General features: G+C 42.0%; 23 protein-coding genes and 1 other annotated feature. Of the genes, 21 read left to right on the plus strand and 2 right to left on the minus strand.

The window, feature by feature from the left end:
• The first annotated feature begins 126 nt into the window (after positions 1-126).
• From aspA to ACZ5Q7_RS09565, 7 genes are all read left to right on the plus strand, one after another.
• On the plus strand, positions 127-1566 hold the full coding sequence (gene aspA, locus ACZ5Q7_RS09535; RefSeq protein ID WP_464432803.1) for an aspartate ammonia-lyase: 1440 nt from the start codon (positions 127-129) through the stop codon (positions 1564-1566).
• A 146-nt stretch (positions 1567-1712) separates the two neighbouring features.
• Positions 1713-2894 carry a flavin reductase gene (locus ACZ5Q7_RS09540; RefSeq protein WP_343750588.1) on the plus strand — a complete coding sequence of 394 codons (1182 nt, stop codon included), beginning with the start codon at positions 1713-1715 and terminating at the stop codon, positions 2892-2894.
• 45 nt (positions 2895-2939) lie between these two features.
• Positions 2940-4412: a 4-hydroxyphenylacetate 3-hydroxylase family protein gene (locus tag ACZ5Q7_RS09545; RefSeq protein WP_343750587.1), complete on the plus strand. Its 1473-nt coding sequence runs from the start codon at positions 2940-2942 to the stop codon at positions 4410-4412.
• A 38-nt stretch (positions 4413-4450) separates the two neighbouring features.
• On the plus strand, positions 4451-4996 hold the full coding sequence (locus ACZ5Q7_RS09550; protein WP_343750586.1) for an FAD synthetase family protein: 546 nt from the start codon (positions 4451-4453) through the stop codon (positions 4994-4996).
• A gap of 71 nt (positions 4997-5067) precedes the next feature.
• Entirely contained in the window at positions 5068-5499 is a 432-nt protein-coding gene (locus ACZ5Q7_RS09555) for a RidA family protein (protein ID WP_343750585.1), read from the plus strand.
• A 49-nt stretch (positions 5500-5548) separates the two neighbouring features.
• A complete protein-coding gene (locus ACZ5Q7_RS09560) occupies positions 5549-6235 on the plus strand; it encodes a DUF1028 domain-containing protein (RefSeq protein ID WP_343750583.1) in 687 nt (228 codons plus the stop codon).
• A gap of 547 nt (positions 6236-6782) precedes the next feature.
• A complete protein-coding gene (locus tag ACZ5Q7_RS09565) occupies positions 6783-8171 on the plus strand; it encodes an APC family permease (RefSeq protein ID WP_343750582.1) in 1389 nt (462 codons plus the stop codon).
• A gap of 188 nt (positions 8172-8359) precedes the next feature.
• Here the strand turns inward: ACZ5Q7_RS09565 and ACZ5Q7_RS09570 are convergent, their stop codons facing one another.
• Complete coding sequence (locus tag ACZ5Q7_RS09570; RefSeq protein ID WP_343750581.1) at positions 8360-9622, minus strand: M20 family metallo-hydrolase; 1263 nt, start codon at positions 9620-9622, stop codon at positions 8360-8362.
• A gap of 219 nt (positions 9623-9841) precedes the next feature.
• Positions 9842-9967: a sequence feature (ribosomal protein L20 leader region), on the plus strand.
• A 70-nt stretch (positions 9968-10037) separates the two neighbouring features.
• Between ACZ5Q7_RS09570 and infC the strand changes: the two genes are divergently transcribed.
• The 7 genes from infC to ACZ5Q7_RS09605 all read left to right on the plus strand — a co-directional run bounded on the left by infC (position 10038) and on the right by ACZ5Q7_RS09605 (position 13927).
• Positions 10038-10541 (plus strand): translation initiation factor IF-3, encoded by a 504-nt coding sequence (infC, locus tag ACZ5Q7_RS09575; RefSeq protein WP_343750691.1) that lies wholly within the window; start codon positions 10038-10040, stop codon positions 10539-10541.
• A gap of 26 nt (positions 10542-10567) precedes the next feature.
• Positions 10568-10762 carry a 50S ribosomal protein L35 gene (gene rpmI / locus ACZ5Q7_RS09580; protein ID WP_343750580.1) on the plus strand — a complete coding sequence of 65 codons (195 nt, stop codon included), beginning with the start codon at positions 10568-10570 and terminating at the stop codon, positions 10760-10762.
• 61 nt (positions 10763-10823) lie between these two features.
• Positions 10824-11180: a 50S ribosomal protein L20 gene (gene rplT / locus ACZ5Q7_RS09585; protein WP_343750579.1), complete on the plus strand. Its 357-nt coding sequence runs from the start codon at positions 10824-10826 to the stop codon at positions 11178-11180.
• A 91-nt stretch (positions 11181-11271) separates the two neighbouring features.
• Positions 11272-11547, plus strand: a complete 276-nt coding sequence (locus tag ACZ5Q7_RS09590; RefSeq protein WP_343750578.1) for a DUF1294 domain-containing protein — start codon at positions 11272-11274, stop codon at positions 11545-11547.
• Between the two features lie 67 nt (positions 11548-11614).
• On the plus strand, positions 11615-12187 hold the full coding sequence (locus tag ACZ5Q7_RS09595) for a TVP38/TMEM64 family protein (protein ID WP_343750577.1): 573 nt from the start codon (positions 11615-11617) through the stop codon (positions 12185-12187).
• Positions 12188-12286: 99 nt separating this feature from the next.
• Positions 12287-12772: a dUTP diphosphatase gene (locus ACZ5Q7_RS09600; RefSeq protein ID WP_343750575.1), complete on the plus strand. Its 486-nt coding sequence runs from the start codon at positions 12287-12289 to the stop codon at positions 12770-12772.
• Between the two features lie 69 nt (positions 12773-12841).
• Positions 12842-13927, plus strand: coding sequence for a M42 family metallopeptidase (locus ACZ5Q7_RS09605; protein WP_343750573.1), 1086 nt, complete (start codon positions 12842-12844; stop codon positions 13925-13927).
• A gap of 459 nt (positions 13928-14386) precedes the next feature.
• On the opposite strand, the gene sspI is transcribed toward ACZ5Q7_RS09605, so the two are convergent.
• Complete coding sequence (sspI, locus tag ACZ5Q7_RS09610; protein WP_343750571.1) at positions 14387-14608, minus strand: small acid-soluble spore protein SspI; 222 nt, start codon at positions 14606-14608, stop codon at positions 14387-14389.
• Positions 14609-14710: 102 nt separating this feature from the next.
• On the opposite strand from sspI, the gene ACZ5Q7_RS09615 reads away from it, so the two are divergent.
• The 7 genes from ACZ5Q7_RS09615 to ACZ5Q7_RS09645 all read left to right on the plus strand — a co-directional run bounded on the left by ACZ5Q7_RS09615 (position 14711) and on the right by ACZ5Q7_RS09645 (position 24430).
• Positions 14711-15448, plus strand: coding sequence for a TrmH family RNA methyltransferase (locus ACZ5Q7_RS09615; protein ID WP_425542324.1), 738 nt, complete (start codon positions 14711-14713; stop codon positions 15446-15448).
• A 354-nt stretch (positions 15449-15802) separates the two neighbouring features.
• Positions 15803-16852 carry a phenylalanine--tRNA ligase subunit alpha gene (gene pheS / locus ACZ5Q7_RS09620; protein ID WP_343750569.1) on the plus strand — a complete coding sequence of 350 codons (1050 nt, stop codon included), beginning with the start codon at positions 15803-15805 and terminating at the stop codon, positions 16850-16852.
• Positions 16852-19281 (plus strand): phenylalanine--tRNA ligase subunit beta, encoded by a 2430-nt coding sequence (gene pheT / locus ACZ5Q7_RS09625; RefSeq protein ID WP_343750567.1) that lies wholly within the window; start codon positions 16852-16854, stop codon positions 19279-19281. Before pheS ends, pheT begins: the two co-directional genes overlap by 1 nt.
• A 149-nt stretch (positions 19282-19430) precedes the next feature.
• Entirely contained in the window at positions 19431-19703 is a 273-nt protein-coding gene (gene zapA, locus ACZ5Q7_RS09630; protein ID WP_343750566.1) for a cell division protein ZapA, read from the plus strand.
• Positions 19696-20250, plus strand: coding sequence for a CvpA family protein (locus ACZ5Q7_RS09635; RefSeq protein ID WP_343750565.1), 555 nt, complete (start codon positions 19696-19698; stop codon positions 20248-20250). The genes zapA and ACZ5Q7_RS09635 overlap by 8 nt, the downstream gene beginning before the upstream one ends.
• Before the next feature lie 52 nt (positions 20251-20302).
• A complete protein-coding gene (gene polX / locus ACZ5Q7_RS09640; RefSeq protein WP_343750564.1) occupies positions 20303-22024 on the plus strand; it encodes a DNA polymerase/3'-5' exonuclease PolX in 1722 nt (573 codons plus the stop codon).
• Positions 22025-22087: 63 nt separating this feature from the next.
• The gene (locus tag ACZ5Q7_RS09645; protein WP_343750563.1) at positions 22088-24430 is read left to right on the plus strand and encodes an endonuclease MutS2; all 2343 of its coding nucleotides are present in this window, start codon (positions 22088-22090) and stop codon (positions 24428-24430) included.
• The last annotated feature ends 20 nt before the right edge of the window (positions 24431-24450 follow it).

Consider the following 24450-nt stretch of genomic DNA (forward strand, 5'->3'; position numbering starts at 1 on the left):
TGCTTAGTAGCACAACGTTCTCATTTTTTAAAAATTAAAATGGATAAGAGTCTGATATTTCAATAATTATATAGAGGGAGGAAACAGATTGACAGACATGAAATATTCAGAGAAAGCAGGGTTAGTATGACAACACCAAACATTAACATCGATGCACGTTTGGAGTATGATTTTTTAGGATCAAAGGAAGTGCCTGTTGATGCATACTACGGCATTCAGACATTGCGCGCAACAGAAAACTTTCCCATTACAGGGTATCATGTTCATGAAGAATTAATTAAAGCGATAGCGATTGTTAAAAAAGCTTCTGCCTTGGCAAATATGGAAGCGTCACGATTGGATCCGTCCAAAGGCAATGCGATTGTGCAGGCGGCTGAAGAAATCGTTGAAGGAAAATGGCATGACCAGTTTCTTGTTGACCCGATCCAGGGTGGGGCAGGAACGTCACTGAATATGAATGCAAATGAGGTCATTGCTAATCGGACACTTGAGTTACTCGGTAATGAAAAAGGGAATTATGACTATTTAAGTCCAAACAGCCATGTCAATATGTCTCAATCAACGAATGATGTATTTCCAACATCCATTCACATTGCAGCATTGTCCCTCTTGGAACAATTGTTGGAAACTATGACATCCATGCATGAGGTGCTAAATAAGAAAGCGGAAGAATTTGATTCTGTTATAAAAATGGGACGAACACACCTGCAAGATGCTGTTCCAATTCGGCTTGGCCAAGAATTTCAAGCATATAGCCGGGCTCTGCAGCGTGATATCAAACGCATTCAAGATTCACGTCAACATTTATATGAAGTGAACATGGGTGCAACAGCTGTTGGAACTGGGTTGAACGCTGATCCGGATTATATCGAAAGTGTTGTAAGGAACTTGGCAGATATAAGTGGATTTCCTCTGAGTGGTGCTGAACATCTTGTGGACGCTACGCAAAATACAGATGCGTATACGGAAGTTTCGGCTGCATTAAAAGTTTGCATGATGAACATGTCGAAAGTAACGAATGATTTAAGACTTATGGCTTCCGGTCCTCGGGCTGGATTAGGTGAAATATCATTGCCGTCACGACAACCCGGTTCGTCGATTATGCCTGGAAAAGTGAATCCTGTGATGGCTGAAGTTATAAATCAAGTAGCATTTCAGGTGATCGGGAATGATCATACCATTTGTCAAGCATCTGAAGCGGGGCAATTGGAATTAAATGTTATGGAGCCTGTTTTGGTTTTTAACCTGCTGCAATCAATCAGTGTGATGAACAATGGCTTTCAAGTATTTACGGATTACTGTTTATCGGGAATTACTGCTCATGAAGTCACATTAAAAGATTATGTTGAAAAGAGTGTCGGTACCATTACAGCTGTTAACCCTCATATCGGTTATGAAACGGCTGCCGGTATAGCCAGAGAAGCAGTAGATAATGGGCAATCAGTCCGTGAATTATGTTTAAAATATGGTGTTTTGAATGAAGAGGAATTGGACCTTATTTTAGACCCTTATGAAATGACACATCCCGGAATTTCCGGCGAACAACTGCTTAATAATAACGATTGACATGATAACCGTGTTTAATTGTTTGAAATAAATTAATAGTGAATAAAAAATGTATTGCAATATTGACAAATATTCGAAATCCATTTAGAATCGTAATTAAGGAACATTTAAAGACAATATCCTTAAATAAAAGGAGGAAGGGTTCCATGAGTGCTGAATTTACTGAAGTTGATTCCAATGGAAAACAATTTGTAGATCGTGACCTATATCGTGATGTCATTGGGCATTTTGCAAGCGGTGTCACAATTATTACAACCAGAAAAGATGAGACGGACTTTGGTATTACTGCGAGTGCAGTTGCTTCATTATCGATGGATCCACCGATGTTGATTGTGTGTGTTAATAAACAGACTGGAACATGTAATGCCATCTCTGAATCAAAAAAATTCGGTGTCAACATTCTTCATGAAGATCAGAGTGAATTGGCAAAACAGTTTGCGCGGGCCAATACAGATAAATTCCAAGGTGTAGATACCACATACGGTGAAATGGGAGAGCCTTTACTAAACGATGTACTTGCACATCTGGAATGCCGTGTGGCTGAAGAAGTAACAGGGGGAACACATTCTGTATTTTTGGCGGAGGTCCAGAATGCACAAGCCGAACAAGGGATGCCACTGGCCTATTTCCGTGGTAAATTCGGACATTTTCAAGATGCGAATGATGAACGGGTGTTCAGGGAAATTCGCAAAATGGTACTTGAACGTAATTTTCAACCAGACCAAACATTAAACATTAATGATCTCGCTTATCAGTTTGATGTACCACGTCAAGCCGTTTACTATGCAATGATACGGTTGGAATCAAATGGACTTATTAACCGTATGGAAGAAGATCATTATCGTGTGAGTCCACTTGATACCAAAACACTGAATGAGGCTCTGGATACTCGATCAGCCTTGGAAATTGCTGCTGTCGAGCAGACGGTGGGTCATCTGTCAGATCAGCAACTTGATGATTTGAAAAAACGCATGAAAGACACATTGCCGAAAAACGACGGTTCATTTTTATCAGCTGACCAATACACCGAGGCTAACCAATCTTTTCATGATTTCACAGTAGCCATAGCCGAAAACACCACGCTATTGAACTCATATCGTCAGGTAACAGCGGAAGAGGTGATGGCCAGCGCCATACGTGCTGCTTTGTTGGCCAATGATCAGACGGCTCACAATGAGTTGACCAGTCTTGCTGATGATCATATTGCATTGGTGGAAGCGTTTGAAGCTGGCGATAAAGAAAAAGCTATAAGCGCTATTAAACAACACACGGAAAATGCTAAACGTTTAGGACATTATTTGATTGACAGTGCCGGGGGCCATATCTAGAAACATGATATTTAAGTTAATTATAAATACTAAGGAGGAAAAATAATGGCTTTGATGACAGGCGAAGAATATAAAAAATCTCTTAATGATGGACGTGAAGTGTACATTGATGGCGAACAGATAACGAATGTTGCAGAACATCCTTCTTTCAAGCCCATTGTGGACGCAAAGGCGCGTATGTATGATTTGAATCATAAACCGGAACTGAAAGATAAAATGACAACAACACTTCCGGATGGGGAAGAAATTTGCCGAGCATATAAGCTGCCCACATCAAAAGAAGATTTAGAAGCGATTCGTACGTATGTTGAAACGGTTTTGGATGATTTAGGTGGAGTCGTCTACCGTATGGGTGATGAAACCATCGGAGAGATGTGGTCTTTATATGACGCACAAGATCAATTGAATGATGTTGATCCAAGATTTGCTAGAAATATAGAATATCACGTGGACCGGGTTGCACGGGAAGACTTATTTCACGTATCGGCTAACACGGATCCAAAAGGAGATCGGAGCAAACTTTTTGGCGGAAAAGATGGCGGCAAGCTTCTTCATGTAGTGGAAGAAAATGATGAAGGTATTGTTGTAAGAGGAGCTAAGTTTGAAACGGCAGCTGCTTATGCACACCAAGCATTTGTTAAGCCAACAATTCTTGATTGGCAAGCTAGTGAAGAAAGCATGGCCCCATTTGCTTGCGGATTCATTTGTGACATGGGTGCTCCTGGTTTAAAGCATATTTGCCGCAGTTCCTTTGGCGTTGATAAAAACGAAACGGATTATCCTATTTCAACCAATTTTGATGAAATTGATACACTATTAGTTTTTGATGATGTGCTCATTCCTTGGGATAATGTATTATTCCATCGTTCCCGGGAGTCTGCCGGTTATATCCGCAACACGCTGCACCGTTATTCAGCGTTTAATTATACACTTCGGATTCTGCGCAGAGCGGACTATTTAATCGGTACAGCTTTGTTGAATGCAGAACAAACAGGCTTAACGAAAATACAGCCTGTTAAAGAAAAGCTTTCAGAATTAATTACCTATCGTGAAGGAATTAACGCCCATTTAACGGCTGCCGTCAGCAACGCCGAAGAAAGTCCAGGTGGGTTGATGATGCCAAATCAATCACTGCTTTATACAGGTCGTATTTATGCTATTCAAAACTTTCCGGCTATGCAACATTTAACACGCGAACTGGTAGGTGGGCAATTGGCAATAACGCCTGACTCAGCAGCTCTGTTAAATCCGGATACGAAAGAGTATATAGACAAATATTATACTGTTGGTGAAGATGCTGGTGAAGTATGGACACCAGAAGAAAGGGCAAAACTCTTATATTTTGCTCGTGATCTATTAAATTCTTCATATGCAGGCCATCGTACAACGTTTGAACTGTTTGCCCAAAGTCCACCGTTTGCACAGCATATGGCAGCTTATAACAGTTTTGATATGGAAAAACAGCGTGAATTGGTGCGCAAAGGTGCTAACCTTTCCAGCAAAGAATATGCTAAGTAAATAATAATTTTCTTCCGATAAAGGATGGGAGTGGTTTTATGAAAGTCCATAGTGCTGATACCTTACAATTGCCGGAATCCTTAGTTACCATTGGAGCTTTCGATGGCGTGCATGTCGGTCATCAAACGCTTATAAAAAATGCACGTTTGCAAGCGAAGGCTTATAACGTTCCGTTGGTTGTATATACATTCGACCCTCCGCCTAAGGTTTATTTTCAGCATGCAATACTCCTTACACCTTTATCGGAGAAATTGAAAAAGCTGGAGAAATTAGGTGTGGATCACGTTATCACAGCGTCTTTTGATGCGGCTTTTTTATCAAGAGGTACAGATATGTTTATAAATGAATTGAAAGAGTTAAATCCAATAGAAATATGGGAAGGCCCTGATTTCCGGTTCGGCAGGGATCGGAATGGAGATATAAACACACTGAAAGAGTACTTTTCAGTTGAGGTTTTTGAACCGATTCATTGCGATGAAGGCGAAGTCATTTCTTCAACACGCATTCGTACTCTCCTCTTAAATAATCAAATTAAAGATGCACAACAACTGTTGTTGTTATCTCTGGACCGTACAGGTTCATAGTTGTTACTTATTTGATTCATAGAAATCTAATAAACAATGTCCGAATATAACATAAAAAGGAGATTTTAATAATGAAGATTGAACGAATCAGAACGTTTAAAACCAAAAACTATTATCCTAGTGATTTGGGGAAGCCTGAACATCACATCGATAATGAATTAAGTATGGCCGTAAAAGCTGGCAACAGAATTTTCTTGCGAGGTCAAACCGGTTTTGATTTTGAAGGCAATTTTCATGGTAAAGGTGATGTAGCCAAGCAAGCGGATAATGCATGCCACTGTGTTAAGCAATTAATTGAAGAAGCTGGCGGTACTGTTAATGATATCTGCAAAATGACTGTTTATCTTCTCAGTCGCGATGATAGAAGCAAGGTTTATCCTGTCATAGCTGAACATTTTGAAGATGTTTATCCGTGCAGTACAGGTTTGATTGTAAATGGTCTTGCGGTACCGGAAATGTTGATGGAAATCGATGTGGAAGCCGTAATAAGTGATGATGAATAACCAATTATCTTATAAATTTTACTACTGAATCTATGGAGGGAATTGTGGAATGGAAGCTACGAATACGTTTTCCGTTGCAGGCCGGTGTCCGGAAACTGGAGCATTGGGAGTCATTGTAACATCGAGCAGCCCAGCTGTTGGCTCTAGATGTGCTTGGGGGAAAAACGATGTGGGCGTTATTCTTCCCCAGAATGTAACGGATCCAAGACTTGCCACTGTTGGTCTTACAGCAATGGAACAAGGATATAATGCGGACGCAGCAATTCGGACAATGAAAGAAGCAAGTGATTACCCAGAATACCGTCAGCTCGCGGTCGTTGATAAAAACGGTGAATCTGCCGTTTTCACCGGTGACAAAGCACTGGGTGTATCGGGAGAATTTTGCTCAGATAATGTCGCCAGTATCGGAAATTTATTGAAAGACCCGGATATCCCACAGGCTATGGGAGAAAAATTTCTGCAAGAAAACAATCTTTCCTTGTCTGAACGGTTGATTTCAGCAATCGATACCGGTTTTGAGATGGGAGGAGAATTGGATCAAGAGCATTCCATTGCGCTCCTTGTGTATAAAGATGTCCCATTTCCATATGTGGATTTGCGAGTGGATTATAGTGAGGATCCACTTAATGACTTAAAGAACTTATGGGAAATTTATAAGCCACAAGCTGAAGATTACAAAGTTAGAGCACTTAACCCTGTAAAAGCGCCATCTTATGGTGTTAAAGGCGATGAATAGCGTTTCTCTTGATCGATCCCAAGCAGCATGCTGCTTGGGATCGATCGTTGATTATAAAAAAATGAATGGTAATTAGAATGAAAACAATATAATCAGTATTGAACCTCGGCACTCCACTTATCCGGCACTAACCTCAAAAAGAAACCCCGCTTTTTCGTGCGATGCACCACTGTCGAGGTTTTCTTGTCCAAAATTTTGAAATTGCCGTTAAATAGTTTTTAATAAATTTAAAAAATTACAATTTTTATTGACAATTATAAGAAAGATGTATACAATCTGAAATAAGGAATCATTAAGGAATTATTCCAATAGTATAGTAAAAAAGAGGAGGTTTTATAAGTTAATGATCATCAGAATTATTTCTTAATGTTGTTTTAAGCAAAATGACACCGCTTTCAATTTAGTGAGATTTTATCTTTCGGAAATGCTGTCGGGATATTCACTTCTCATACTTTTGGAACTCAATAGATAATAAAGAAATAAAAGCTATGCCTTGAAGTCAAGTTTGTTATGTCGATGATTTATAATTTTAGTCAGGAGGTACAAAATGAGCCAATTAAAACGAACAATAGGCTTATGGGGAGCAACGGCTATTGGAGTAGGCATTGTTGTCAGTTCAAGCGCATTAGTTTCGCTTGGACAGGGATTTGGAGCAGGAGGAACAGGCTTTATATTTGCCATGTTAGCAGCATTAATTCTTATGGTATTTGCTTATGCTTCCTTTACAGAACTATCGAGTATTATGCCCGTAGCTGGGGGGATCAATCATTATACATTACCTGCTATGGGTCCTTTTGTAGGAATAATTGCTGTCATTAGCGGGTATGTTTTAGTTAGTATTTTTTCTGGTGCTGCCGAAGCTGCTGTTGCAGGAATCATTTTTACTGATGTTTTTGCGCCGGGACTTGATCCCGTAATTGTATCAGTTACGATAACAGTGATTATTGCGTTAATCAACGTGCTTGGAGTAAAGGCGTTTAGTTCATTCCAAGTAGCATTAACAACCCTCTTAATAGGATCAACTGTTATTCTTGGAATATTAGGTATCTCTGGAATTGAACTTCCGGGAGAACCGGTACAGTATTCAATGAATATGGCAAGTGAGACTGGGTGGGGTGTTCTAGGATTAACCGCACTTGCTATTTGGCTTTTTATAGGTATTGAATTTATCACACCAATGGCTGAAGAAACTAAAAGACCTAATTTTACGATTCCTATAGCGATAGGAATCGGATTAACCGTTATATTTATTGCGAATATGTTATTTGGACTTGCTTCAATAAAGTTTGTATCGCTTGATATATTGGCAAATTCAGCATCTCCTCACGTTGAGGCTGCAAGTGCCATGTTAGGGAGAACGGGACAAATATGGATGGGTGTAGCTGCTATTTTTGCAACAGCAAGTACAATGAATACAATTATCGGTTCAGTTGCCCGAATGCTGTATGGAATGGGACAACGAGGTCAATTACCTAAAGTTTTTGGAAGTTTGAATAGGTTCGGAGCACCTTGGGTAGGTGTCGTATTTTTAAGTGCGCTTTTTCTGATTTTAGTATTATCCGGAACTGCCAATGGCGAAACGGTCGGTATACTTATTTTAGCTGGTTGTTTTTGTTGGTTAGTGACGTACTGTATAGCTCATATAGATGTTATGATTTTAAGATTTAAATATCCTGATGTTAAAAGAGGATTTAAATCCCCATTTGGTATAACGTTTCAGATATTAGGGCTGTTAGGGATGATTTATGTAATGTTTAATATGAGTCCAGATCCTGATGAAGCGAGACAAATATATAAATATTCGTTAATATTCTTAGGGATAACCGTTATTTTTGCTGCTTGGTGGGTAAAGTTTAAGATGAAAAAATCATTATTTGAGACGGTATCTTTAGAAAAAATAACAAATGACCCACACAATGAAGATGAAACTGCATAAAGCACACAATTATACGTATACATCATCTGAGTGGCAAAATGTCCGTTAACTAGATAGAAAATTAAGTAATTCCTGTCTCCGTATCTTAAAATTATTTACGCTTCTAGATACGTTGACAGGAATTATTCTAAAAAGTCAATAAAGTAGATGTTGTAATCAAATTTGCCGATATGATTTCATGTATGCAGTCAGGATAATTTAGCATCTGCACTGATAAGCGACTGTAATAGAACCTTTCCGGCAGCCTCTATATCATCCGGTCTGGTGTATTCCTCAGGACAGTGACTTTTGCCATCGATACTTTTAACAAAAAGCATAACGGATTTCGTGACCGATGACATATGCGCTGCATCGTGTACAGCCATGCTTGTTAATGTTAAGTGAGGTTCATTAACTTGTTCGGCCGATTGATTGAGAACATCGATCAAATCGTTGTCAAGCGGAATCGGATCCTGGTTAATAATAACATCCTCTTCCATTGTAATACCTCGCTTGCTTGCAATGTCTTTGCACTGCGACAGAATTTCCGATATGACGTAGTGAAACATTTCTTTATTGGTTTGACCGCGGACTTCAAATAAGAATTCAACTTCTCCAGGGACAATATTGGTGGCATTCGGATAAACATTTGCCTTTCCAACGGTACCGACGACATCGTTCTTATGTTCCTGGCAGACGTTTTCCACTTGAAGAATCATTTCGGAGGCAGCCGTTAGAGCGTCGGTACGTGAATCCATTGTTGTCGTGCCTGAATGATTTGATTCTCCTATTAATTTAATGTTATTCCTATAAACGCCAGCCATACGGTCAACGGATGCAACAGAGATATTTTGACTTTCCAGACGTTTGCCCTGTTCGATATGAAGTTCGAAAAATGCTTTTTTGTCCTCATATTGGCGGTACATTTCCGGATAAGAATCCAGATTTCCGTCCACTTCCAACAATGCATCTGTCAGTTTTGTACCTGTGCTGTCCGTTACATCTTTCAATTTTTCAAGAGGCAGTTTTCCTGTAAATGAACGACTTCCAAATGTCGATAGATTGAAATCATTGGATTCTTCCGCTGTGAAGCTTACAATCTCTAAATCATGGTCTAACTGTATATTGTGTTCTTCCAATGAAATGAGTAATTCTTTGGCCATTAAAACACCTAAAGGGCCATCAAATTTTCCTCCATTTGGAACAGAGTCAAGGTGAGAACCCACGACAATGGCTCCTGTTTTCATGCCGGTTCCTTTTTTTCTGGCCCATATGTTGGCAGCTCCATCCACGGTAATTTCCAAACCTAAATCCTTTAGTTCATTAATAAATTTATTCCTGACTTTTTTATCCTCTTCTGAAAAACTAGGGCGCGTAATTCCGCCATATTCATTTTTCCCATATTGAGCGTAGTCTTCTATGTTGCTCATTAATCGATCAATATCAATTCCGTGTAATTTGGATAAGGTCAATTATATCACTCCTTTATTAGGCTATAAAATTAATTTATGGAATTAATCCTTATATGTTCCTTAAATAAAATTATAATGAAAAATTGTCTGAATTACAAGTTATTTTAGATCAATTGCACTAATGATACACGCTTATCGAATGTTAAATGTCATGCGGTTCTGGATGTTGACAAAAAACGTGGACCATGCTACACTTTAAAAGTTAAACTTTATATGATCTGAGACAAGCAGAAGCACCCGCTTCTCACCTGATTGACGCATAAGATGCTGTTGACTGGTTTTCCTACTTTAAAGCAAACGACGGATACGTGTGGGTGCATAGTGTGCCCGCACGTTTTTGTTTGGATAGAAGGACCACTTGTCAATGACGGATCAACCAAACCAAAAATGGAGGTGGCTGGGAATTAGCAAAGAAATGAACGTCAATGAAAAAATTCGTGCCAAAGAGGTGCGTCTGATCGATTCGAACGGCGATCAGCTGGGAGTGAAATCACGGAACGAAGCGCTCGATGTTGCTCAAACGCAGAACCTTGATCTAGTTATGGTGGCACCGAACGCTAAACCACCAGTATGCCGGATTATGAATTACGGGAAATACCGTTATGAGCAACAAAAGAAAGAAAAGGAAGCACGCAAAAACCAAAAAGTCATTAATGTTAAAGAAGTGCGTTTCACTCCCGGAATTGGCGAACATGATTTCAAAACCAAATTGAACAACGCCAGGAAGTTTTTGTCCAAGGGTGATAAGGTGAAGGCATCGGTCCGTTTCCGGGGACGTGCCATCACACACAAAGACCTTGGGCGCGAAGTACTCAACCGTATGGCAAATGAAACAAATGATGTAGCAACAGTTGAGTCCAAGCCGAAGATGGAAGGCCGCAATATGTTTATGATGCTTGCACCAATTAAAGAAAAATAAAGCTTAGGCACAAGGAGGATACCAGTATGCCAAAAATGAAATCTCATAAAGGTTCACAGAAACGATTCAGCAAAACAGGCACAGGTAAATTAAAACGCGGACATGCGTACACAAGCCACTTGTTTGCGAATAAATCACCAAAACAGAAGCGCAACCTGCGTAAAACAACGACTGTTTCCAAAGGTGACTTCAGACGTATTAAAACAATGCTTCCTTATTAATAAGCATTGAACTGATTTTGCATAAAAACGACTATTTAATAGTACTCAGGAGGGATTGACTATGCCACGTGTAAAAGGTGGACCAGTAACACGACAGCGTCGCAAACGCGTATTAAAACTGGCAAAAGGATATTATGGTTCGAAACGGACGTTATTTAAACAAGCAAAACAACAAGTGATGAAATCCGGTCAATATGCTTATCGTGACCGCAGGCAGAAAAAACGCAATTTCCGCAAACTCTGGATTGCACGCATCAATGCTGCAGCACGCATGAATGATCTTTCATACAGCCGAATGATGCACGGGCTTAAACAGGCCGGTGTGGATGTTAACCGTAAAATGCTGTCCGATTTGGCCGTCAATGATGAGCAAGCGTTTGCTCAACTCGCTGATCAGGCAAAAGCGGCATTAAAATAAGATCATTTTTCGCGTTTCTCTCCAGCGTCAAAAGAGGTCAAATCCTTTAAACGGGTTTGGCTCTTTTTTTATTTGAAAGGGGAATATCGGAGTGGATAATACAAGCCTGATTATATGGTCTATAATAGGTGTCAACATTGTTTCATTTTTATTAATGGCAATTGATAAACGAAAGGCAAAAAAACATGCCTGGCGCATATCGGAGCGGACGTTTTGGATGATTTCGATTTTTGGTGGTGCGATCGGCACGTTTTTAGGAATGAAACAGTATCGTCATAAAACGAAACACTGGTCGTTCACCATTGGTATTCCTATGCTGATTATTCTGCAAGGAGCTTTTCTCCTCGCTGTGGCATTTCTGTCATAAAGGCTCGTCTATTGTCATATGGATATAGCGATGGTTGGAAAACAGAACAATATGTAGGAGGGAAGATATGGAGCCTTTTGGAAATTATTTGCTGGTATTTATTGAAAATGGCGGTCTGTTCGCACCGGTCTTATTTATCAGTTTTCATTTGTTGCGGCCGCTTTTTTTCTTGCCGGTTGTATTCATATGTATTTCAGGCGGCATTCTTTTTGGACCAGCAGCTGGAACACTGTATTCAGTTATAGGCATAACGCTGTCTAGCATGATGTTTTACGGACTTGTTCATCGGATGCCCCGAACCTTTGCAAAATTTAGCGGATTGAAACAGCGTCTCGTTGGCAGTCATGCCGCTTTTACGACGTCTCAAATTGCGATACTGCGGCTTGTTCCCTTTATCCATTTTCATTTATTGTCTTTGTGTCTTATTGAGATTTCGACAAACTTCCGTGACTATACCAAATCGTCACTTCTGACCAACATACCATTAGCATTTATTTATACCTCTGTCGGACAATGGATGTCACAATTGTCCCCTTTTCATACCCTCTTGTTTTTGTTCGCTCTCTTACCTTTTATCTATTTCCTGCGAAGAAAAGAAATGATTATTAAATGGGATGATTTTTTTCAAGTCAGCACATAAATGCACAATGCACATCCGTCCATACGGGTGTGCATGATTTTTTCACGCGGACAGAGACAACATGTTAAAATGAAGAAAAAGAGAAATGAGGAATATGCCATGGAATGGTCATCGTTATATGTTATGCAAAATCAATTGGATGAATATATTGCATCGCAGCACTACTTACAAAAAGAGGATTTGTTTCATAAAAAGTATCTCGCTCTGTTGACCGAATTAGGAGAATTGGCCAATGAGACACGTTGCTTCAAATTTTGGAGTACGAAATCAAGGAATGAACAGTCCATCATTTTAGAGGAATATGTTGATGGTATTCATTTCATCCTTTCATTAGGGCTGGAAAAAGGCTATCGAAATGAACCGGGTACGATTAACACCGAGTCTCCTAACGAACTCGAGCAATTTATCCGCGTTTATGATGCATGTAATGCTTTTTACCATCATCCATCCGAACAGCATTATCAGGAATTGTTTGGCGAGTATGTAAGGCTTGGGGAATTGCTTGGATTTGATGAACAGGCCATCATTGGTGCGTACCGGGAAAAAAATAATATTAATTATCAGCGTCAAGATGAGGGATACTAGTAGGGGCACTGCTTGTCATTGCCGCTGAAAGCGTTATAATGTAAGAGGATACTATGAGGAGGTTTGCATATGGCGAATTTAGATGAAACCAATACGATGCTGAAAGATTTGACCGATGCTAGAGGAATTCCAGGCAATGAAAAAGAACCAAGGGACGTGATGGAAACATATATTGCCCCGTATGCCGATGACATGTATACGGACAACCTTGGAAGTTTGGTTGCAAAGAAAACCGGAAAAATCGATGGACCGAAAATTATGGTGGCCGGTCATTTGGACGAAGTAGGTTTTATGGTGACCCGAATCGATGATAACGGATTTGTTTACTTCCAGACCGTTGGCGGCTGGTGGAGCCAGGTTATGCTCGCTCAGCGTGTCACCATCATGACTGCTAAAGGGGATGTTACGGGTCTTATTGGTTCTAAACCACCGCATGTTCTCTCCAGTGAAGAACGCAAAAAACCAGTTAAAATAGAGGACATGTTCATAGACATAGGTGCGGCGGACAAAGAGGAAGCGCAGGAATTTGGTGTACGGCCTGGTGACTCAATTGTCCCCTATTTTGAATTTACACAGATGATGAACGAGAAAATGCTGATGGCAAAAGCATGGGATAACCGGATTGGTTGTGCCATAGCGATTGAAGTGCTGAAACAGTTGCGAGAGGAAGATCATCCAAATACTGTTTATGGTGTCGGCACTATTCAGGAGGAAGTCGGTCTCCGCGGTGCACGCACATCCGCTCATGCCATTAAACCGGATATCGGCTTTGGCGTGGATGTCGGTATTGCAGGGGATATGCCTGGTGTTTCGGATAAGGAAGCGGATAGCAAACTTGGGAAAGGTCCGCAAATTATCATTTATGATGCATCGATGGTTCCGAGTAAGGGTGTCCGTGATTTGGTCGTTGATACAGCCGATGAAAAACACATACCATATCAGTACGCATCGTTAGCTCGTGGCGGTACGGATTCAGGATCCATTCATTTAACGGCAGATGGCGTCCCATCATTATCTATCACCATCGCGACCCGCTACATTCACTCGCATGCAGCGATTCTGCATCGTGATGATTTCGAAAATGCGGTGAAATTGGTAGTTGAGACCATTAAAAAGCTCGACAATGATAAGGTGAAGGAAATAAAACTGGGTTAAACAATATTCCGTTAGCATGTGACAATCACTAACTATTTCACATGCTAACGTTCTATCAGAACTTAAAAAAGGAGCTGGGACAAGAGACGTTTAGTTAAATAAAAACCCGAACTATTATTCGAAAAAAATTGAATAAGTTCGGATTTTTCGTTTAGCGTAGGAAAAACACGAAGACTCCTGCGGGATGAAAAGCCTAGATAAGACCCCACAGTGCGATAAGCACAAAGCAAAGCTTCCATGCGTAGGCTTCGACGAATAAGCTTGCAACGCGACGAGCACGAGGAGGCTTATCAGCGCCCGCGGCAAAGAAGACACTGTGAAAGCGACCAAAGGAAGCTTGAACAGATGTCGCGCTTGTGCCTGGCAAGGTGAAAGCGTAGTGTTTTTCCGGAGCGGTGACTACGTCTTAACTATATTGTTCGTGTTTAGAAGTGATTTGTTTAATTATGTCCCAGCCCCTTATGTGGAACTGGACTGCTTGACTCCCTGTTCCAGTGCCTCAATCATGTCCTGTCTATCCTGTTCGTCCGACTGTGTCCAAATTAATTCGAACAGCACGCCCAGACCGGGAAGCATTTTTTCTTCGCCTGCTTGAATGGCATCAACAATCGTTGCTTCCAGTTGTTCTTGATCATTGGTTGCAATATTGGATAAAATCGCTTTGCGTAAATTCAAATCCATATGAAACACCTCTTCTGAATGATAACGTTAGGGATAGTTTGACCTGTAAGGCTAGGAATATGTATGATAAGAGGGAAAAACGATCGCGTGGGATGAAGCATGATAGTGACATCACTGCAAAATGACAAAGTGAAACAATGGGTGAAACTGCATAAACGCAAAGGTCGGTCAAAAGCCGGCATGTTTCTTGCTGAAGGGTTTCATGTGGTGGAAGAAGCTTATGAAAACGGGTGGAATATAGTTGAAATCATTTTGCAGGAAGGGATTGACTGTCCGGGCTGGTGTCAATATTTACCGGTAACTTTCATCAGCAAAAGTGTGATGCAGCATGTTGCTCAGACAGAAACACCACAAGGCATTGCCGCCACTGTAACGATCAAAGAGTCGGAAAAAATCGATGGCGATACAGTGATCTTGCTGGACGGCTTGCAGGATCCCGGCAACGTGGGCACGATTATCCGGACAGCGGATGCTGCCGGTTTTGATAGTGTCGTGCTTGGAGAAGGTACTGTGGATTTGTATAATGATAAAGTCATCCGATCAACACAAGGGTCGCTGTTCCATTTACCGGTTGTACAGGCTGACCTGAAGGAAACCATTTCTTCGTTACAGCAGGAAGGATTTACGGTGTGGGCTGCCTCGGTTCAAAATGCCACGTCGTATGAACAACTGCCGACAACTTCGAAAACGGCGCTCATCGTCGGCAACGAGGGGGCTGGCATTCGTGAGGAGATCATTCGGATGAGTGATCAATCTGTCCGAATCCCAATCCGTGGAAAAGCGGAATCGTTGAATGTCAGCATTGCAGCCGGCGTGTTGATGTACTACATTAACAACTGATGCTTGCAAATTTAATGTAAACTATTTATAATTAAAGAGATTTCTTCGCATATGTTAGAAAGGCTTGGAAAGAGACGGGCTGTAAAACATTGCGCCAGCTAAAGGGAAAAGGTGTCACGGACTGAAAGCACCTTTGTGGGCATTTATAGTCATTTCACTCTGGAGCCGGCACTCGGACCGTTTAAAAAGTAAAGGTGCACCGGATGAGGAATCCGTTATCAAACAGAGCTGGACACTAAAGATGTGTGTCAATAAGGGTGGTACCGCGTTAATATAGCCTCGTCCCTTTTTTTATGGGACGGGGCTTTTTATATGGTCTGAGAAGGCTGGAAAGCAGGATAAGGAGGCATCGTGATGAAAGAACAATTAGAAGCAATTCGCCAGGAAGCACTCGATAACATCGAGGAAGCGTCTGATTTAAAGGCGCTTCAGGATATACGAGTGACTTATCTTGGAAAAAAGGGATCACTCACCAGTGTGTTGCGCGGCATGGGCAGTTTACCTGAAGAAGAAAGACCCGCCATAGGAGAAATGGCTAACGAAATTCGTAAAGCTATTACTGATGAAATTGCGAAAAAAATCGATGTGCTTGAACAAGAAGCTTTGGAGGAAAAACTGGAACAAGAAGCGATTGATGTGACATTGCCGGGCCGGCCGGTTCAGGTGGGCGGGGCCCATCTACTTACAGGTATCATCGAGGAAATAGAGGACTTGTTCATCGGTATGGGATTTGAAGTGCGGGAAGGTCCGGAAGTGGAAACCGATTACTTTAATTTTGAGGCCATGAATATGCCAAAAGGTCACCCGGCACGTGATATGCAAGATACGTTTTACCTAACCGATGAGTTGCTGCTACGTACACATACATCACCGGTACAGGCAAGAACGATGCAACAATATAGTGGATCGAAGGCCGTGAAAATGATTTGCCCGGGCAAAGTCTTCCGTCGGGATACAGATGATGCAACCCACTCCCATCAATTTACACAGATTGAAGGGCTTTATGTTGACGAACATGTCCGGATGAGTGATCTGAAAGGTGTTCTTAACGAATTTGCCAAACGTATATTTGGTGAAGATCGACGTATTCGTTTGCGGCCAAGTTTTTTCCCATTCACTGAACCATCGGTTGAAATGGATATTTCTTGTAAAGTATGCCAGGGAGATGGTTGTTCAGTCTGCAAGTACTCCGGATGGATTGAAATACTCGGAGCGGGAATGGTGCATCCGAACGTTCTGGAAAAGGCTGGTTATGATCCGGAAATCTATACTGGTTTTGCATTTGGCATGGGACCGGACCGTATCGCCATGCTGAAATATGGAATTGATGATATACGAAATTTTTATACCAATGACAAACGTTTTCTCACGCAATATCATTATGCAAAAGGAGGAACTTTATAGTGCTTGTGTCGGTAAACTGGTTGAATAATTATCTTGATACCGGTTCGGTAACTCCTGAAGAACTTGCCGATTTAGTAACCAGGACCGGTATCGAAGTGGACGGACTTCATAATATTGCCGATCATGCCAGCGATCTTGTTGTCGGCTATGTTGAGACATGCGAGCAGCATCCGAATGCTGATAAATTGCATCTTTGCCAGGTTGATATGGGGGATGAGAAACAGCAAATTATTTGCGGGGCACCGAATGTCAAGCAAGGACAAAAGGTGGCGGTCGCCAAACCGGGTTCCCGGCTTCCGGGCAATGTCAAAATAAAGAAAACAAAACTGCGCGGAGTGGAATCCAATGGCATGATTTGCTCTTTGCAGGAACTGGGCATTGCGGAAAAATATATTCCGAAAAATGCTGCGGATGGCATTTTTGTTTTTCCTGATGATACAGAAGTTGGAGCAGATGCCGGGAGACTTTTGAATCTGGATGACACCATTTTGGAATTCGATCTGACGCCAAACCGTGCCGATGCATTAAGCATGCTTGGCGTTGCGTATGAAGCCGCAGCGATATTAGATGTGCCATTAACCTTGCCAGACGAACAGATTCATCCGGACGCCAGGCAGACGACGACCGATTATATATCAGTCGATGTGGAGGCACCTGATTTAAATCCATACTACGGAGCATTTATCGTGAAAGATATCGATATAAAACCGTCGCCGCTATGGATGCGCAATGCTTTAATGGCAGCCGGAATCCGACCAATTAATAATGTCGTTGATATTACCAATTACGTGCTGCTGGAATATGGGCAGCCGCTCCATGCATTTGATTACGACCGTTTTGGCTCCACTAGCGTCGTCGTCCGCCGTGCGGGTGATGGTGAGCATATGGTCACACTGGATGGCGAAGACCGGGAGTTATCGAGTGATCATCTTGTTATTACAAATGGACAGGAGCCGGTTGCACTTGCCGGTGTTATGGGTGGTGCGGACACGGAGGTTAAGGAAGATACGACCACCATCCTGCTCGAAGCTGCCTATTTCGATCCACAGACTGTACGTACGGCTGTCAATGACACTGGATTGCGGAGTGACTCCAGTGTGCGTTTCGAAAAAGGGGTGGACCCCAATCGGGTGGAACGTGCTGGTTTCCGTGCATGCCACTTGTTTGAAAAATATGCGGGTGCAACGGTTCTGAGCGGATCTGCCGCTTTTGATGAACTTGATCGTTCCGAAAAGACGGTTAAAGTAAGTCAACAAGCGATCAATCATCGGCTTGGCACAGAAATAACATCAGCTGAAATGGAAACGATACTGAACAAGCTGCAATTTCCATTTGAGAAAACAGGCGATTGGTTTACGATAACCGTGCCGACACGGCGTGGGGATATTGCAATATTTGAGGATATGTTGGAAGAATTTGCTCGTATGTATGGGTATGATCATCTGCCTTATACATTGCCTGAAGGATCGTCGCAAGCAGGTGGATTAACTGCACGACAACAGCTGAAACGGGAGATAAGCGGCTATTTGCAGAGTGCCGGATTGATGGAAACGATCACGTATTCGTTGACGGATGAGTCTTCTGTGGGGCGGCTGATGAGTCCGGAATTGCGTGAGAAAGAGCCAGAACCTATAAAGCTTCCCATGCCAATGAGTGCGGATCATAATTATTTGCGCTTGACCATGCTTCCGGAACTGTTGAAATCATTAGCGTATAATCAGGCGCGAAATCAAATGGACATTCGTTATTTTGAAATGGGTAACGTGTTTGTTACGAGCGAACGAACACTTTCACAACTGCCGGAGGAAAATTTGCGGCTTGCAGGTGCCGTGACAGGCAAATGGGTGCATCATCCGTGGCAACATGAACAAAAGCAGGTGGATTTTTATCTTGTAAAAGGCATTATTGAAGGGTTGTTTGCCTATTTAAATATCCCGATTTCCCTTGAACAAACGCGCTTGCCTGAGATGCACCCGGGTCGCTGTGCTACCATTTTGACAGAAGGACGTGTGATCGGATTTCTGGGTGAGACACATCCGAATTTGGAGAAGGAAATGGATCTAAAAGAAACCTTTGTATTTGATCTTGATCTTGATCAAATAATTGAACGTTGCACGAATACAACTGGCTATCAACCGATTCCGAAATATCCATCGATTGCCAGAGATATTGCATTTATCGTTGATGAAGCTGTACAGGCTGGAGATATCAAGAAACAAATTGAAACAGAAGGCACACCGCTCGTTAAAAATGTTTATATTTTCGATGTGTATAGAGGGGATAACGTACCTGAGGGCAAGAAGTCTGTTGCGTTCAGTCTGTTCTATCAGGATCCGGAAAAAACATTGCAGGATGATGAAGTGGAAGAGTCCTATCAACAAATCATAGCATCCATTAATGAGACGTTTGATGCCTATGTGCGGACATGATCCGTGCATGATTTGTGTAGAAAGCAGTCACCTATTTGGTGGCTGCTTTTTGTGTATGGTATGAATGCAAAAATACATTTGCATTTCCTTGGTGGCAGTCTTTGTGTTACGATAAATGCGATCATTTTCGTTGATAGGGAGGGCCCTTGGTGACCCAGAATGATAAAACACGCGAAACTGTTGAAATATATAATCGCCATTATACCGTTATTGGTCATGAAAGCTCCAACCACGTCCGTTTAGTTGCGAGTCAGGTTGATTCGAAAATGCGTGACATTCATAACTCCAACCAGCAACTTACATCGACAGAGCTGGCCGTGCTTACAGCCGTGAACACGATGAGCGATTACATGAAGTTAAAAGAAGAATATGCTTCACTATTAGGGTCAATAAACAAGAAAGAGGATAACCGGCATGGTTGATTTCATTCTCATTGCTTTATTAGTATTTGGATTTTTTATGGGCTTGAAACGAGGATTCATCCTTCAGGCATTTCATCTAATAGGATTTATCGCTGCGTTTATTCTTGCCGCTCTTTACTATGATAAACTGGCACCGAAACTGACGTTGTTCATACCATACCCGGATTTGGAAAACGGCGGTGAATGGGCAGATTTCCTTCAATCTGTGCCACTTGAAGGTACGTTTTATAATGCCATTGCGTTTGCTGTTATCTTTTTTGCAACAAAAATGCTTTTGCAAATCGTTGCCTCCATGCTTGATTTTGTAGCGGAACTGCCGATACTGCATGCCGTTAATCGTTGGTTAGGTGCTGTGCTTGGATTTGCAGAAATTTATCTGCTGATCTTTATTGTTTTATACATATTAGCATTGGCACCTGTTCAGCAGATCCAGACTTGGATCAATGATTCGTCTGTTGCACTGATTATCCTGGAAAACACACCGATTTTATCTGAACAAATAAAATCGATGTGGTTCATGCATATGGACGATCTGATGAACATGTAGCTGTGAACTGGTAGCCATAGTGCAACAAGAACGTGATAAAAAGGGGAGAGCCATGACGGTTAATAAAAAAGATGTTATTAAGCTGCTCGAAAGAATAGCTCTTTATTTGGAACTGAAAGGGGACAACCCGTATAAAATTTCAGCATATCAGAAAGCTGCACAGGCACTTGAACGCGATGATCGATCTATTGCAGATATCGATGACGTCACCAAAATTAAAGGAATTGGTAAAGGAACAGGCGCTGTTATAGCAGCCTATATTGAAAATGGGACATCCGAAACATTAACGGAATTGGAAAAAGAAATTCCGGAAGGGCTATTGCCACTATTGAACGTTCCCGGTTTGGGCGGCAAAAAATTGTCAAAAATCTATCATAAACTCGAGGTGACCGATGCAGACTCACTTAAACAAGCTTGTGAAAACGGGCAAATAGAGTCCCTTGAAGGGTTCGGCAAAAAATCAGCTGAAAAAATAATAGCTGCACTGGATGAAGTCAATAAACGTCCAGAACGACTGCCCATTGCTTATATGCTGCCACTTGCTGAACGTGTAGAACAATATCTGGATACCATACATGACATAAGCGACTATTCGCGTGCAGGAAGTTTACGACGTTTTCGGGAAACAGTGCGGGATATCGACTTTATCATTGCTTCCGAACACCCTGCATCTGTCCGTGATCAACTTCTGGAACTGGATCGGATAAAAGAAGTGATAGCCAACGGAGAAACAAAGGTATCGCTCGTTCTTGCCGATGCCTATGATGTCAACGTGGATTTTCGGATTGTTGCCCCTGAGGAATTTGCAACGACGCTTCATCACTTTACTGGATCCAAAGACCATAATGTCGCTATGAGACAACTCGCCAAATCGAATGGAGAAAAGATTAATGAATATGGTGTTGAATCCGAAGAAAGCGGGGACGTAGTGACTTTTGTCAGTGAGGAGCAATTGTTCCGTCATTTGGGATTGCATTATATTCCGCCTGAATTACGGGAAAATACGGGTGAGGTGGAGTCTTTCCATGAATCTGTATCGTTGCTTGAACAGCGTGATATCCTTGGCGATTTGCATATGCATACCACATGGAGTGATGGTGGTCAATCAATTGAAGAAATGGTGAACCGTGCCCGCAATAAGCAATATCACCATATCGCGATCACCGATCATTCCAAGTTTCTTCGTGTGGCCAACGGCTTAAATGAAACAAGGCTTCGCAGACAACGGGAAGAAATAAATAGACTGAACGATAAATATGATGATATCCATATCTTTGCAGGAGTCGAAATGGATATATTGCCTGATGGATCGCTGGATTTTGATGACGCTTTTTTACAGGAGATGGATTTTGTCATTGGTGCCATTCATTCAAGCTTCCAGCAGTCTCAAGATGAGATTATGAACAGGTTGTTTGCTGCATTGGAAAATCCCAATGTATCACTTATCGCCCATCCGACTGGAAGACTTATCGGTCGGCGTCAAGGTTATCATGTTGACATCGACCGACTTATAGAGCGAGCGGCTGAGACAGGTACAGCTCTGGAAATCAATGCCAACCCAAATCGTCTCGATCTTTCGAGTCAATGGACTCGTCGCGCGCAAGAAGCTGGTACTAAGATTGCTATCAATACCGACGCCCATGATTATGATATGCTGGATCACATGACATACGGTGTAAGTACAGCCCGAAAAGGGTGGCTGAATAAGGAAACGGTTTTGAACACATGGTCCGTGGAAAAGCTAAAGGCGTTCATGAATCGTGATGGTCGGTGATTTAGCACAAGGGTTTTCTTTCAATCCTGCAAATTGGATTACGTGCAAAAGGGGATCGTTCTGATGAATGAACAAATATTGGAAACGTTAGAATTTAATAAAATACGGGATCTGTTGAAAAGCCAAGCCGCAACATCCAGAGGAAAAGAACGTGCAGCTAGTTTGCAACCATCAGTTGATATTGAAAAGGTCAATCAATTGCAGGCAGAGACGGATGAAGCACGTCATATTCTTCGACTTAACATGGATATACCGTTGGGTGGTGTTACCGACATTCGCGCAAGCGTTAATCGAAGTGTTATAGGCGGGACACTGACAGCCGAGGAGTGTCTTGATGTTTCTCAAACTCTTTATGCTGTCCGGCGGCTGAAGACGTTTTTTAATCAGTTAAACATTTCTTTACCGATATTGAACGATCTCAGCGAACAGCTTATCACCATACGTCAACTAGAAACCACCATAAACAGCTGCATTGATGACAACGGCCATATTATGGACAGTGCATCCGTCAAACTTCGTGGGATACGCTCATCCATCCGCAGCAATGAAAGCAGGGTCCGCGACAAACTCGATCATTACACAAAATCAAAAAGCAAGATGCTGTCTGATGCCATTATTACTATCCGCAACGACCGGTATGTCCTGCCGGTGAAACAGGAATACCGTGGATCGGTAGGTGGAATTGTGCATGATCAGTCTACATCCGGGGCTACCTTGTTTATGGAGCCGCAAGCAGTTGTTGATCTTAATAACCAGCTGCAAGAATCCAGGGCGAACGAGAAACAGGAAATGGACCGAATCCTTCATGAATTAAGCAATGATATAGCTGACCATGAAACATCTCTTATGGAAAATGTGCGTTTGCTTGCCGATATTGATTTTATCGCCGCACGGGGGAAATGGAGCCGGGATATGCATGCTGCTATGCCGGTGATGAATGATGATGGATGGATTAACATGAAACAAGTCCGCCATCCGCTTATCCCGCGGGAGGATGTTGTGCCGAATGATGTAGAACTTGGCCGGGAGTACACATCGATTGTTATCACGGGTCCAAATACGGGTGGTAAAACAGTGGCACTGAAAACGATTGGTCTGTGTACCCTCATGGCACAGTCTGGCCTTCAAATCCCAGCAGATGATGGTTGTGAAATGGCTGTTTTCACGGATGTCTTCGCTGATATAGGGGATGAACAGTCAATTGAACAAAATTTAAGCACGTTTTCCTCCCATATGAACAACATTGTATCCATTTTGGGGCAAATGGGTTCGAATGCATTGGTGCTGTTTGACGAACTTGGTGCCGGAACAGATCCACAGGAAGGTGCTGCCTTGGCTATGTCCATACTCGATGAAGTCATAGAACGTGGTGCGCGGGTTGTGGCAACGACACATTATCCGGAACTGAAAGCATATGGATTTAATCGTGACAACGCCATTAATGCTTCTGTGGAATTCGATGTGGAATCATTCAAGCCAACTTATCGTTTACTTATTGGCCTGCCGGGACGTAGCAATGCGTTTGATATTTCTGCCAAACTTGGTCTGAATGCATCGATAATCGAGGAAGCAAAAAATAAAATCGGAACCGATTCCCGGAATGTTGAGAATATGATTGCTTCTCTTGAAGAATCGCATCACCAAGCGGAAGCGGCTTATGAAGAAGCTCAAAACGTTCTTGAAGAAAGTGAACAGCTGCATGATGAACTGAAAAAAGCATGGAAACAATTTGAAAATCAGCGAGAAACCCTTTATAAAAAAGCAGAAGAAAAAGCTGAAAAGGCATTGACAAATGCGCGTGAAGAAGCAGAAACCATTGTTAATGAAATACGGAATATGAAAACAGAGGCAGAGTTGAAAGACCATGAATGGATTGAAGCAAAGAAAATGTTGGAAGAAGCAAAGCCTGATTTGTCATCCAAATCATCGCAAACCGTAAACAAACGGTCTGAACCGAATCGCGAACTTCATCCAGGCGATGATGTGATGCTTCTGTCAGCCAATCAGCAAGGAACAATTATCGAAAAAGTTAATGCAAAAGAGTATTACGTTCAAGTTGGTATGATGAAAATAAAAGTAAAAAGAAACGACTTGCAATTTATACAGAAACAGCCAACGGTGCAGGAAAAGCCGGTGACAGCAGTCAAAGGCTTCGGTCATCACGTAAAAACAGAGCTCGATTTACGTGGGGAACGCTACGAAGATGCAGTAAAAAAGTTGGAAAAATATATTGATGACGCACTGCTGGCCGGTTATACATCCGTTTCCATCATCCACGGTAAAGGAACCGGTGCGCTCCGGAAAGCAGTTAATGATGCTGCCGCTGGACACTCGCGTATTGCCTCCGCAAGGCCTGGAAAAGCTGGTGAAGGCGGGAACGGCGTCACCGTTTTACAATTGACGTAGAGCATCGGTCGATCGTTACA

Source organism: Lentibacillus halophilus, assembly GCF_055395055.1.

Bases quoted from the DNA above. Each gene is read 5' to 3' on its own strand.
- ACZ5Q7_RS09545 (WP_343750587.1), top strand. From the start codon at position 2,940: ATGGCTTTGATGACAGGCGAAGAATATAAAAAATCTCTTAATGATGGA.
- sspI (WP_343750571.1), bottom strand. From the start codon at position 14,608: ATGGATTTGAATTTACGCAAAGCGATTTTATCCAATATTGCAACCAAT.
- ACZ5Q7_RS09540 (WP_343750588.1), top strand. From the start codon at position 1,713: ATGAGTGCTGAATTTACTGAAGTTGATTCCAATGGAAAACAATTTGTA.
- ACZ5Q7_RS09645 (WP_343750563.1), top strand. From the start codon at position 22,088: ATGAATGAACAAATATTGGAAACGTTAGAATTTAATAAAATACGGGAT.
- ACZ5Q7_RS09635 (WP_343750565.1), top strand. From the start codon at position 19,696: ATGGTTGATTTCATTCTCATTGCTTTATTAGTATTTGGATTTTTTATG.
- aspA (WP_464432803.1), top strand. From the start codon at position 127: ATGACAACACCAAACATTAACATCGATGCACGTTTGGAGTATGATTTT.
- ACZ5Q7_RS09600 (WP_343750575.1), top strand. From the start codon at position 12,287: ATGGAATGGTCATCGTTATATGTTATGCAAAATCAATTGGATGAATAT.
- pheS (WP_343750569.1), top strand. From the start codon at position 15,803: ATGAAAGAACAATTAGAAGCAATTCGCCAGGAAGCACTCGATAACATC.
- ACZ5Q7_RS09555 (WP_343750585.1), top strand. From the start codon at position 5,068: ATGAAGATTGAACGAATCAGAACGTTTAAAACCAAAAACTATTATCCT.
- polX (WP_343750564.1), top strand. From the start codon at position 20,303: ATGACGGTTAATAAAAAAGATGTTATTAAGCTGCTCGAAAGAATAGCT.
- rplT (WP_343750579.1), top strand. From the start codon at position 10,824: ATGCCACGTGTAAAAGGTGGACCAGTAACACGACAGCGTCGCAAACGC.
- rpmI (WP_343750580.1), top strand. From the start codon at position 10,568: ATGCCAAAAATGAAATCTCATAAAGGTTCACAGAAACGATTCAGCAAA.
- ACZ5Q7_RS09605 (WP_343750573.1), top strand. From the start codon at position 12,842: ATGGCGAATTTAGATGAAACCAATACGATGCTGAAAGATTTGACCGAT.
- ACZ5Q7_RS09595 (WP_343750577.1), top strand. From the start codon at position 11,615: ATGGAGCCTTTTGGAAATTATTTGCTGGTATTTATTGAAAATGGCGGT.
- infC (WP_343750691.1), top strand. From the start codon at position 10,038: ATGAACGTCAATGAAAAAATTCGTGCCAAAGAGGTGCGTCTGATCGAT.
- ACZ5Q7_RS09550 (WP_343750586.1), top strand. From the start codon at position 4,451: ATGAAAGTCCATAGTGCTGATACCTTACAATTGCCGGAATCCTTAGTT.
- ACZ5Q7_RS09560 (WP_343750583.1), top strand. From the start codon at position 5,549: ATGGAAGCTACGAATACGTTTTCCGTTGCAGGCCGGTGTCCGGAAACT.
- ACZ5Q7_RS09565 (WP_343750582.1), top strand. From the start codon at position 6,783: ATGAGCCAATTAAAACGAACAATAGGCTTATGGGGAGCAACGGCTATT.